Raw genomic sequence first — 10,990 nt, forward strand, 5'->3', positions numbered from 1 at the left:
ACGAGGCAGTAAAGATGAAAAAAGTACTCATTCTTGGCGTAAATGGCTTTATTGGTCACCACCTTTCAAAGCGCATTCTGGAGACAACCGATTGGGATGTCTATGGCATGGATATGCAAAACGATCGCCTTGGTGATTTAGTCAATCATCCCCGCATGCACTTTTTTGAAGGTGACATCACCATCAACAAAGAGTGGGTTGAATATCACATCCGCAAATGCGATGTCATTCTGCCTTTAGTAGCCATTGCTACCCCAGCCACCTATGTTCAGCAGCCACTCAAAGTATTTGAGCTCGACTTCGAAGCCAACTTGCCGATCGTGCGCTCTGCCGTTAAGTATAAAAAGCATTTGGTATTTCCATCCACCTCTGAAGTCTATGGAATGTGTGAGGATGCTGAATTCGATCCCGCTCAATCTACGATGGTTTACGGTCCGATTAATAAGCCACGATGGATCTACGCTTGCTCCAAGCAACTAATGGATCGCGTGATCTGGGGTTACGGCATGGAAGGTTTGCGCTTTACTCTGTTCCGTCCATTTAACTGGATTGGTCCTGGTCTAGACAGCATTTACACACCAAAAGAAGGCTCTTCCCGAGTAGTAACTCAGTTTTTGGGCCATATCGTTCGCGGCGAGCCCATTAACTTGGTTGATGGTGGCGCTCAGAAACGCGCTTTCACTTACGTTGATGACGGTATTGATGCCTTGATGCACATCATCGACAACAAAGATGGTGTTGCAAACGGCAAGATCTACAACATTGGTAATCCAAAGAACAATCACTCTGTGCGTGACCTCGCTAATCAGATGCTGGAAATCGCACGCAGTATTCCGGAGTACGCCACGACAGCTAACGAAGTGAAGATTGTTGAAACCACTTCTAACGCTTACTACGGCGAAGGCTACCAAGACGTTCAAAATCGCGTTCCCGCAATTGATAACACGATGAGCGAATTGGGTTGGAAGCCAACCACCAATATGAGCGATGCGCTCAAGAAGATCTTTGAAGCCTATCGCCTGGATGTAGATAAAGCACGTCACTTAGTTGATAACGAATAAGCTCCGGGGTTCATGGCAAAAATTGCACTCAAGGTAGATGTCGATACCTTACGCGGTACCAAAGAAGGTGTACCCAATCTAGCGCGCACGCTTGAGCGCTTTGGTCTCAAGGCCACCTTTCTGTTTAGCTTGGGTCCAGACCATACTGGTTGGGCACTCAAGCGCGTATTTAAGCCAGGCTTCCTGAAGAAGGTTAGCCGTACCTCTGTAGTGGAGCATTACGGTATCAAGACCCTGCTCTATGGCGTCTTACTTCCTGGTCCAGATATTGGCAAACAAGCTGCCGCTGAAATGCGGGCAATTGATGCTGCTGGTCATGAGACCGGCATCCATACTTGGGACCATGTAGCCTGGCAAGATGCGGTGCGCAATCGCGATGCCCAGTGGACAAAAGCACAGATGCAAAAAAGCTGGGATCGCTTTGTTGAAATCTTTGGGCACCCTCCAGTAACTTATGGTGCTGCTGGTTGGCAAATGAATGAAGCTGCCTTTGAGCAACTCGATCAATGGGGCATCAAATATTCTTCCGATGGCAGGGCGCAACCCAATCTAATGCCTTACCGTTTTGCACTACCGTCAGGCAAAGCAAAACACGTCCAATATCCAACGACTCTACCTACTTTTGATGAGCTGATTGGTATTGATGGTGCTGATGAATTTGGCGCAGTCAAAAAACTCCTCGAAATCACACAAAGCAACCCTAATGACCAGGTCTTTACTTTGCATGCAGAGCTTGAGGGTCAAAAACTTCTACCCGCCTTTGAGCAACTGCTAGCAGGGTGGTTGAACCAAGGTCACGATTTGGTCACTATGGGTAAGCTTCACCAATCCTGGGAAGCTACCAAGCAACTCGATAAAATAGCTATACAGCCAGTAACTTGGGGTGAAATCCCCAACCGTAGCGGCGAACTGATTTTGCAAACAGTGTAAAAAGCGCGAAAGTAATTGGCACCTAGAATAAGCAGCAAATAAAACTAAATAAGAGAGACCATCATGACAGTAGAAATTGGTAAGCCAATGCCCCAGTGCGCAATCCCAGCGACTTCAGAATTAACCTTTACTCCAGAGTCAGCCAAGGGCAAAAAGCTTGTGATTTATTTTTACCCAAAAGACATGACTCCGGGATGTACCGCTGAATCAGGCGAATTTCGCGACAACATTGATGCCTTCACTAAAGCCAATACCTTGATTGTTGGCGTATCTAGGGATAGCCTGAAGTCTCATGATAATTTCCGCAGCAAACTTGAGCTGCCTTTTGAGCTGGTTGCCGATACCGAAGAAACCCTGTGCCAATTGTTCGGCGTCATGAAGATGAAAAATATGTATGGCAAGCAGGTTCGCGGCGTAGAACGCAGCACATTCCTCTTTGATTCCTCAGGCAATCTCGTGAAAGAGTGGCGTGGTCTTAAGGTTCCGGGACATGTGACAGAGGTATTACAAGCTGCCCAAGAAGCCCATTAAATTTTTCAATTAATTTGGCAGGGGATGCTTGCAAAGCTGTTAATTTGGGGTAAAGTAAAGTTATATGCACCGTAAACGACGGGAAAGTCTGACAATCCGTTTGACACATCAGCCTGAATATTTAAGAACAGGCTCGGTAAACAGCCCCCTCCGTTTTCTATCCCATACACCAACTAGTTTCGTAACAGACCGTCCTAGCAATCCGCTTGACGGTTTTTTCTTTTAGGAGAGTCTGCATGCCATTGCCCCCAATCCCAACTCAAATTGCTGGCCAAGTAAAAATTAGCACTAAAGACACTCCAAATTTAAAGAAGCGCCCTGCCCCAGCAAAACCGGTTGTGATGGAAAGCCATGCACCCAATTGGGCTAGCGATAACGTGGAAGATCTCTCTGCTGCCGAGTTGGCCCTTGAGAAAATTAAAGGGGATCGTCGCCCAGCGGTACGCAATGAGCGCGGTGATAACAAAGTCACCATCGTTCCAGAAAAACCAAAACGCATTATTCGCACTGGGCCTCCAAGCCTATTTGTCTTGGACACCAATGTATTGATGCATGATCCGAGCTCCCTGTTCCGCTTTTCCGAGCATGATCTATTTCTCCCAATGACAACACTTGAGGAGTTGGATAACCACAAGAAGGGTATGACTGAAGTTGCTCGTAATGCCCGTACAGTGAGCCGTTCTTTAGATCAATTAGTAGCTGGCACTAGCGGCACCTTAGACGATGGCATTCCACTCAATAAATTAGGGAATCAAGACGTATCTGGCCGACTCTTTTTCCAGACCAAGTTAACCACTCAGGCTTTGCCAGAGGGCTTGCCTGAGGGCAAAGGCGACAACCTGATCTTGGCTGTTGTCAGTGAACTGCAAAAGACTCGCAAAGGCCAGGAAGTGGTCTTGGTATCCAAAGATATCAATATGCGGATTAAGGCTCGCGCTCTAGGCTTACCTGCTGAAGACTACTTTAATGATCAAGTGCTGGAAGATCGTGACTTAATGTACTCAGGTGTCATGGCGCTACCAGCCGATTTCTGGCCAAAGCATGGCAAGGCTATGGAGAGTTGGGCTGACGGAAAATCTGGCACGATGTTCTATCGCGTTACTGGGCCTTCAGTACCTAGCATGCTGGTAAATCAGTTTGTTTATCAAGAAAATCCAGACGGCTCAACACCGTTCTATGCCCAGGTTAAAGAGATCAACGGAAAAACCGCTCTCCTCCAAACATTAAGAGACTTCTCTCATCAGAAAAATAATGTATGGAGTGTGACTGCACGTAATCGCGAACAAAATTTTGCCTTGAACCTGCTGATGAACCCTGATGTGGATTTCATCACATTGCTAGGTCAAGCGGGTACCGGAAAAACTTTGCTGGCATTGGCTGCTGGCTTAGAGCAAGTGCTCGATAGTAAGCGCTATAACGAGATCATCATTACTCGCGCTACCGTGCCCGTTGGTGAAGACATCGGCTTCCTACCGGGCACCGAGGAAGAGAAGATGCAGCCATGGATGGGTGCGTTTGATGACAATCTGGAAGTGCTCCATCGCAACGAAGACAATGCCGGCGAGTGGGGTCGTGCTGCCACGCAAGAACTGATTCGCTCACGCATCAAAGTGAAAAGCATGAACTTTATGCGCGGCAGAACATTCGTAAGTAAGTTTGTGATTATTGATGAAGCGCAAAACTTAACGCCAAAACAAATGAAGACTTTGGTAACTCGTGCAGGCCCAGGAACCAAGATTATTTGTTTGGGTAATATTGCCCAGATCGATACGCCTTACTTAACCGAAGGCTCTTCAGGCCTTACTTATGTAGTGGATCGCTTCAAAGGCTGGCGTCATGGTGGGCATGTGACCCTAGCTCGAGGAGAGCGTTCACGCCTGGCAGATCATGCTGCTGACGCACTCTAAGCAAACCCTCTCATGCCGCACTCTTGCAGGGTGCGGCATTTTTATTTGTGCAATAGCCTTATCGGGTTGCAGCACCTTTAATGCTCGTTCAAATGCTGCAAAAGTGGCGCAATTTAAGCAAGATACCAGCGTAGGTACGGAAGATATTTCGATTACGGCAGTGGGTTTAGTGGGTGTGCCATATCGCTATGGCGGCAATAATCCCAAAGGCGGATTTGATTGCAGTGGCCTCATTGCTTATGTCTATAGCAAATCTGCGAATATCAAACTACCGCGCACCATTCAAGAGATGAGCAGTAAAGGTCAGGGTGTTGAAAATCAAGCACCAGCACCAGGCGACCTCATCTTCTTTAACACCACCGGTGAAAAGTATTCACACGCAGGGATCTACGTGGGACAAGGAAGATTTGTGCATGCCCCTAGCGCAGGCGGCACTGTTCGCCTGGAATACATCACAACACCCTATTGGGCGGCGAGATTTACCGAGGCTAGAAGGCTAACTCCTTAATTATTCGCCCTGCAGCCCATAGCGCTAATACTAGATTCACAAAACACGGAAACTTGGTTACATTTCTATATAGAACAATGGGTTCTATAGATTATTCACCTGGGAGTAACTCGCATGAAGAAAATTATCATCGCTTTAAGTATTGCCTTCAGCTGCGCAATTCCGACAGCTGCTTTTGCAGATCAGGCCGCCTGTGAGGCGAAAGCCGTTAGCAAAGAAGGTAAGCCACTGTATGGCGCGGCTAAGGATGCCTCCGTTAAAAAATGTATGGGTAGCGCACCAGCAGATTCTGGATGCGAAGCCAAAGCAGTGAGTAAAGATGGCAAGCCACTGTATGGCGCTGCTAAAACTGCATCTATTAAGAAGTGTGAAGGCGGAAAATAATTAGCATCCGCCCTAAGTAAAAAAACCTCGCAATTGCGAGGTTTTTTTTATTTCTAATTACTGCTTTTGTTTTTTACTGTGGAGTTAGAACGGCTCGTACCCACCAGAGGAGTATCCAACAGATCCCATCGCCAAGTTATCGAACTTGGTATACGGGCCTTGCCAACTCAATCGCACAGTTCCAATGGGGCCGTTACGTTGCTTGCCAATAATAATCTCAGCCATGCCTTTATCAGTCGTCGTATCCGGGTGATAAACCTCATCACGGTAGATAAACATAATTAAGTCGGCATCTTGCTCGATCGCGCCTGATTCACGCAAGTCCGACATGATTGGGCGCTTATTGGGACGCTGCTCTAGGCCACGATTTAACTGTGAGAGAGCCACAACTGGGCACTGCAATTCTTTTGCAAGCGACTTAAGCGAACGTGATATTTCAGAAATCTCCGTTGCACGGTTCTCAGAACCAGAGCCACTCATCAACTGCAAGTAATCAATCACCACGAGGCCAAGAGTGCCGCCGAAGTTGCGTGCAATACGACGCGCACGAGCGCGCAACTCTAGACTGGATAAAGCGCCAGTCTCATCAATCAAAATTTGGGTATTACTTAAACGGGCAATCGCATCGGTAACACGTGGCCACTCATCATCTTGCAACTTTCCGGTACGCATTCGACTTTGATCAACACGCCCCACTGAACCCAACAAACGGGATGCTAGTTGCTCACCCGACATTTCCATAGAGAAGACGACTACCGGCAATCCTTCGGCCAAAGCTACGTTCTCTGCAATATTTAATGCGAACGCCGTTTTACCCATCGAGGGTCTTCCAGCAACAATCACTAAGTCGCCTTTTTGCAGGCCGCTGGTTTGTTTATCTAAATCAATAAAGCCAGTTGCAATACCAGTAATATCGCTTCCGCCTTGACGGTTATAGAGCTCATCAATACGCGCAACGACGGTTCTGAGCAATGGCTCAATCTCAAGGTAGTCGGCTTTGCGACTACCCTCTTCACCGATTTGCAAAATGCGTGACTCCGCTTCATCCAAAAGCGTTCTCACTGAACGACCTTCAGGAACAAATGCAGAGTTAACAATGTTGTCAGATACTTCAATTAAACGCCGCAGAATGCTGCGGTCACGAACAATGTCGGCATAGCCTTTGATATTCGCTGCGCTAGGAGTGCTTTGCGCTAAAGAATTGAGGTAATCAATGCCAACTAAATCACCACCCTGTTCAGACTTAACAGCCTCATGAACAGTAATGACGTCAGCAGGATGATTGTCGCCAACTAAACGCTGAATGACCTTATAGATCAGAGCATGTTCAGGACGATAGAAATCTTTATCAGTTAATACGCCACCCAGGCGATCCCAGGCTGCATTATCGATCAGTAGACCGCCGAGCAGAGACTGCTCGGCTTCTACAGAATGCGGCGGTACTTTTAAAGCCTGCAAGGCTGCGTCCCCAGAGCCCATCATGCCAGGATTTGACATAAGGGAGCGTGAGCGGGATTCAGCCATAAGGCTAGTGTTTTAATTAAAACCTAAGATCTAAAACTTACGCTTGCTCGCCAACAACGCGGACAGTGATGTCAGCCACTACATCGGTATGAACAGCTACCGCTACAGGGTGATCACCAACCATCTTCAATGGGCCAGTAGGCATACGTACAGAAGCTTTTTCAATTACAAAACCCTTGGCTTTTAAAGCATCAGCGATGTCATGGTTGGTAACAGAACCAAACAAGCGACCGTCAACACCTGCTTTTTGACCGATTTCGAGAATCAAATCTTTGAGCTTTGTGCCAACTGCTTCAGCAGCGGCCAGTTTCTCAGCAGCCAATTTTTCCAACTCAGCACGACGTACAGCAAAGTCAGCAATTGCTGCTTCAGTTGCACGACGAGCTTTACGCTGTGGGATTAGGAAATTACGAGCAAAACCGTCTTTAACGCGTACTACATCGCCAAGGTTGCCCAGGTTTATTACTTTTTCTAAGAGAATGATTTGCATTGAGGGCTCCCAATTATTTCTTATGTTGATCAGAGAATGGCAATAAAGCCAAGTAACGGGCACGCTTAATAGCAGTGTCTAACTGACGCTGATATTTTGCTTTTGTGCCTGTCAAACGTGCAGGAGTGATCTTGGCGTTCTCGCCAATGAAGTCCTTCAATGTATCTACATCTTTGTAGTCAATCTGCTCTACACCAGCAACAGTGAAACGGCAATAACGCTTACGCTTGAACAATGGGTTCTGAGCTGGTTTCTTTTTGAAATCGGGTTTCTTTCCAAACGCCATGATGATTTCCTCTTTAATTTTTCAATTGAATATGGGTGATATGGAAAACAAGCCTTTGATTACGTAGAGTCTTGGGTGACAAAAATCCTTCAAACACTGCCTCAGCTCCTAAATCCATTTGCTCTAAGCCCTTTTGTATCGGACCGATTGCTATGGCTTCAACACTCATCTGAATTTTCCTGGCTCTTCCTACTTCGCTTACTTCGCCGCTATGTTCAAGCTGGCAATGCATCACGGGTATTCCTGCTGGTGTAAATCGAATTGCGTCTTTAGATACCAAGAATGCAGTTAGGGTGAAATGATTCAACGCCGCTCCATCACTCTGATACGTTTTCTAGTCTGTGTATTCCTCTTCAAATTTCTAACTTAAGCCGCAACTACAGGAGCGTCGGTATGAGCAGATTTACGGGCTTCTTCACGTTGCACTTCTTTCATCATGATGGAAGGCTCTGTTTCAGCTTTCTTAGTCTTGATGATGAGGTGACGCAAAACTGCATCGTTAAATTTGAATGCATGCTCAAGCTCGTCCAGAGTTTTCTGGTCGCACTCAATGTTCATGCAAACGTAATGGGCTTTAGCAAGCTTGTCGATCATGTAAGCCATCTGACGACGACCCCAATCTTCCATACGATGAATTTTGCCGCCAGCAGCAGCTAATGTCGCTTTGTAGCGATCGATCATCGCAGGCACTTGCTCGCTTTGGTCCGGATGGACGATAAAGACGATTTCATAATGACGCATCTAACACTCCTTAAGGATAAAGTCACCTGGGCGTCTTTCTCAATTCTGATGGTTGTGAACTGAGTGCCAGTGTGACAAGGTAGTAACAAATTGTAGGTAAAACTTACAACACATTTACAGCTTTTTAAGTCCTTACCGAATTTCTGGTAAGTCCGCTATTCTAGCAAAAAAATCCTGCCAAGTCAGAGGTTTACCGGCTAAATTTGCCTGCTTTGCCGCATTAAGGGCTAATTGGAGTGCAATTCTGGCCCTAGGCGCAGTGAGCGCACTCGCAGCGCGGCATCCAGAGGCATCTGCCTCGGGAATATTGGGCAAAATCCTGCCAGCACCCGTTCTAGTCGTTCTTACCAAAGCAATACCTTGAGCCATCGCCTTATCCAATGGCTCTACCCATGCGTCATGAAGACCGCCCAATCCTGAACCGGCAACAACTAGACCCCGAACATCACTTTTGAGCCACTGCGCTACTGTTTCAGCGCGAGCACCCGCATGACTTGTCAAAATCTCAACCCAAGGCCACTCATTCTCTTGGGGGATGGGTAAATCTTCATTCCAGGCAGCCTGAACTGCTTTTACGCCAGATAACCAGGAAGGATTAATCAAGCCCACGGAACTTGAAGGGGAATTCTGTAATGGGGCATTTAGAGCGGTAGCATGGCGTTTTGCCAAGTCCATCGCCATACATCCACGCCCATCCATGACCGCATAAATGCCACCAGGGCAGTTATCAATCGCTGTGGAGGCCCAGCGTAGCGCATCCAAGAGATTCGATGGTCCATCGGCTCCAGGCGCATTGCTCGGAAGCATGGCCCCAGTCAGAATGACCCTCTTAGCCTGAGTCTGAGCTAACTTTCCACAAGTTGCTTGCAGAAATAAACCTGTCTCCTCGATCGTATCAGTGCCGTGGGTAATCACAACCCCCTTTACTACTGGGTCCAGTAGCGCCTCTTTGACTGCAGTGCCAAGGGCAGTCAGATGCGCATCAGTCAGATTTCGGCTATTGATATTGGCCAGCTGATATGAAACCAGTTTGACGCCCTCAGGAACTGCTGACTGGATATGCCCAACTAATGCTTCAACCCCAACTTGGCCAGCCTGATATTGCAGCGGGCTATCTTCAGGATTGAAGGCAAGACCGGCGATTGTGCCGCCCATACCTAAAACCAGAATATGGGGAGAATTTTCAGGAATACCAGTAATTGAGCTCATACCTTCATTATCCGCCTTCAAATTGCTTGAATATTCAAATAGTGCTGTATACAATCCCAGTATGGACATAAATACAGTCGATTTTCCAGAGGAGCTGACTGCCCTCCCCAAGCTCACTGCTCGTCAGAGTGAGATTTTGGAATTGATTACTAAGGCCATCGGGGAAAGTGGCTCGCCCCCAACTCGCGCAGAAATTGCAACGCAACTTGGCTTTGCATCTGCTAATGCTGCTGAAGAGCACTTGCGTGCGTTAGCAAAAAAAGGATACATCGAACTGACGCCGGGAACCTCTCGTGGCATTCGGATTCCGCAACGATTTAATCAAACCCAGAATCCCAATAAATATCGCCAAATGTCTTTACCTTCTGGCGCACTACAGCAACTGACTTTGCCGCTCATTGGTCGCGTTGCTGCAGGCTCCCCCATCATGGCAGTTGAGCATATTGAAAAACAAGTGCCGATTGATCCTAGTTTATTTAGTAAGGGCGCAGATTACTTATTAAAAGTGGTTGGCATGAGCATGCGCGATGCAGGCATTTTGGATGGTGACTATTTGGCCGTAAGAAAAACTTCTGAAGTACGCAATGGCGATATCGTAGTTGCACGCTTAGATGATGAGGTTACCGTAAAGCGTTGGAACCAAAAGAAAACTGCTAATGGCATGGTAATTGAATTGCAAGCTGAGAATCCAGACTTCAAAAATATTTTAGTAGATGAGCGCCAACCGAACTTCGCAGTTGAAGGTCAAGCTGTTGGCCTGATTAGGGCTGGCGGTCTATAAGCTCTATCCCACAAAGCAAAAGGCCTCGTTTATTGAACTGACCCACAAAAGTTGGACAGTTTAATCAGGTTAGCACGAGGGATTGAGTTCGGTATTGAACCGGGCTCAATCCCTTTAGTTTTTCCTTGATTCGATCATGGTTGTAGTAGTGGATGTAGTCCTTAAGCTCCGTTTTAAATGATTGAACATCTGAGAACTTCTTTTGGTAGAAGAACTCGGTTTTCATAATCCCAAACCAGTTTTCCATGACTGCGTTATCCAGACAGTTTCCTTTTCTAGACATGCTTTGGCTAAGACCTTGTACCTTCAAAGCCTGTTGATAAATCCCCATTTGGTATTGCCAGCCTTGGTCTGAGTGCAATACCGGTTGAGGCTGGCTGCATCCTCTAAGACGTTTAAATGCCACTTTTAGCATCTCCATCACCATGCTCACTTGTGGTCTATCGGTAATCGTATAAGAGATGATCTCTTGGTTATACAGATCCAATATTGGCGAGAGGTAAACCTTCTCGCCTTTAATATTGAACTCAGTGACATCGGTGACCCACTTTTGATTGGGCTTGTTAGCTGCAAAGTTACGCTGCAGTAGATTGGGGGCTTGTTTTACCAATAGCGCCCCTATAGGACTGATAGCGCTT

12 protein-coding genes and 2 pseudogenes are annotated in these 10,990 nt (G+C 46.9%); 7 read left to right on the forward strand and 7 right to left on the reverse strand.

Annotated elements, in window-relative coordinates; genetic code table 11:
* The first annotated feature begins 14 nt into the window (after positions 1-14).
* The 6 genes and pseudogenes from CBI30_RS04610 to CBI30_RS04635 all read left to right on the forward strand — a co-directional run bounded on the left by CBI30_RS04610 (position 15) and on the right by CBI30_RS04635 (position 5,321).
* Positions 15-1,061, forward strand: coding sequence for a bifunctional UDP-4-keto-pentose/UDP-xylose synthase (locus CBI30_RS04610; protein ID WP_088527151.1), 1,047 nt, complete (start codon positions 15-17; stop codon positions 1,059-1,061).
* A gap of 12 nt (positions 1,062-1,073) precedes the next feature.
* The gene (locus CBI30_RS04615) at positions 1,074-1,991 is read left to right on the forward strand and encodes a polysaccharide deacetylase family protein (RefSeq protein WP_088527152.1); all 918 of its coding nucleotides are present in this window, start codon (positions 1,074-1,076) and stop codon (positions 1,989-1,991) included.
* Positions 1,992-2,054: 63 nt separating this feature from the next.
* The gene (locus CBI30_RS04620; RefSeq protein ID WP_088527153.1) at positions 2,055-2,522 is read left to right on the forward strand and encodes a peroxiredoxin; all 468 of its coding nucleotides are present in this window, start codon (positions 2,055-2,057) and stop codon (positions 2,520-2,522) included.
* 236 nt (positions 2,523-2,758) lie between these two features.
* Positions 2,759-4,429, forward strand: coding sequence for a PhoH family protein (locus CBI30_RS04625; RefSeq protein WP_088527154.1), 1,671 nt, complete (start codon positions 2,759-2,761; stop codon positions 4,427-4,429).
* 103 nt (positions 4,430-4,532) lie between these two features.
* Positions 4,533-4,934 (forward strand): annotated as a pseudogene (locus CBI30_RS04630) (C40 family peptidase); the annotation flags it as partial.
* 117 nt (positions 4,935-5,051) lie between these two features.
* A complete protein-coding gene (locus tag CBI30_RS04635) occupies positions 5,052-5,321 on the forward strand; it encodes a hypothetical protein (RefSeq protein ID WP_088527156.1) in 270 nt (89 codons plus the stop codon).
* 84 nt (positions 5,322-5,405) lie between these two features.
* On the opposite strand, the gene dnaB is transcribed toward CBI30_RS04635, so the two are convergent.
* The 6 genes from dnaB to CBI30_RS04665 form a co-directional block, all read right to left on the reverse strand.
* On the reverse strand, positions 5,406-6,845 hold the full coding sequence (dnaB, locus tag CBI30_RS04640; protein WP_370652591.1) for a replicative DNA helicase: 1,440 nt from the start codon (positions 6,843-6,845) through the stop codon (positions 5,406-5,408).
* Positions 6,846-6,882: 37 nt separating this feature from the next.
* Positions 6,883-7,335, reverse strand: a complete 453-nt coding sequence (gene rplI / locus CBI30_RS04645; protein WP_088527157.1) for a 50S ribosomal protein L9 — start codon at positions 7,333-7,335, stop codon at positions 6,883-6,885.
* A 13-nt stretch (positions 7,336-7,348) separates the two neighbouring features.
* Positions 7,349-7,621 carry a 30S ribosomal protein S18 gene (gene rpsR, locus CBI30_RS04650; RefSeq protein ID WP_011902267.1) on the reverse strand — a complete coding sequence of 91 codons (273 nt, stop codon included), beginning with the start codon at positions 7,619-7,621 and terminating at the stop codon, positions 7,349-7,351.
* Between the two features lie 13 nt (positions 7,622-7,634).
* Complete coding sequence (gene priB, locus CBI30_RS04655; protein ID WP_088527158.1) at positions 7,635-7,928, reverse strand: primosomal replication protein N; 294 nt, start codon at positions 7,926-7,928, stop codon at positions 7,635-7,637.
* Between the two features lie 59 nt (positions 7,929-7,987).
* Complete coding sequence (rpsF, locus tag CBI30_RS04660; protein WP_088527159.1) at positions 7,988-8,362, reverse strand: 30S ribosomal protein S6; 375 nt, start codon at positions 8,360-8,362, stop codon at positions 7,988-7,990.
* 132 nt (positions 8,363-8,494) lie between these two features.
* Positions 8,495-9,571: an asparaginase gene (locus CBI30_RS04665; RefSeq protein WP_088527160.1), complete on the reverse strand. Its 1,077-nt coding sequence runs from the start codon at positions 9,569-9,571 to the stop codon at positions 8,495-8,497.
* A 61-nt stretch (positions 9,572-9,632) separates the two neighbouring features.
* Between CBI30_RS04665 and lexA the strand changes: the two genes are divergently transcribed.
* Positions 9,633-10,352: a transcriptional repressor LexA gene (lexA, locus tag CBI30_RS04670; RefSeq protein WP_088527161.1), complete on the forward strand. Its 720-nt coding sequence runs from the start codon at positions 9,633-9,635 to the stop codon at positions 10,350-10,352.
* Positions 10,353-10,416: 64 nt separating this feature from the next.
* Here lexA and CBI30_RS04675 read toward each other — a convergent pair.
* Positions 10,417-10,990: pseudogene (locus CBI30_RS04675) on the reverse strand (IS3 family transposase); the annotation flags it as partial.

It is taken from the genome of Polynucleobacter aenigmaticus, assembly GCF_002206635.1.
GTDB lineage: Bacteria > Pseudomonadota > Gammaproteobacteria > Burkholderiales > Burkholderiaceae > Polynucleobacter > Polynucleobacter aenigmaticus.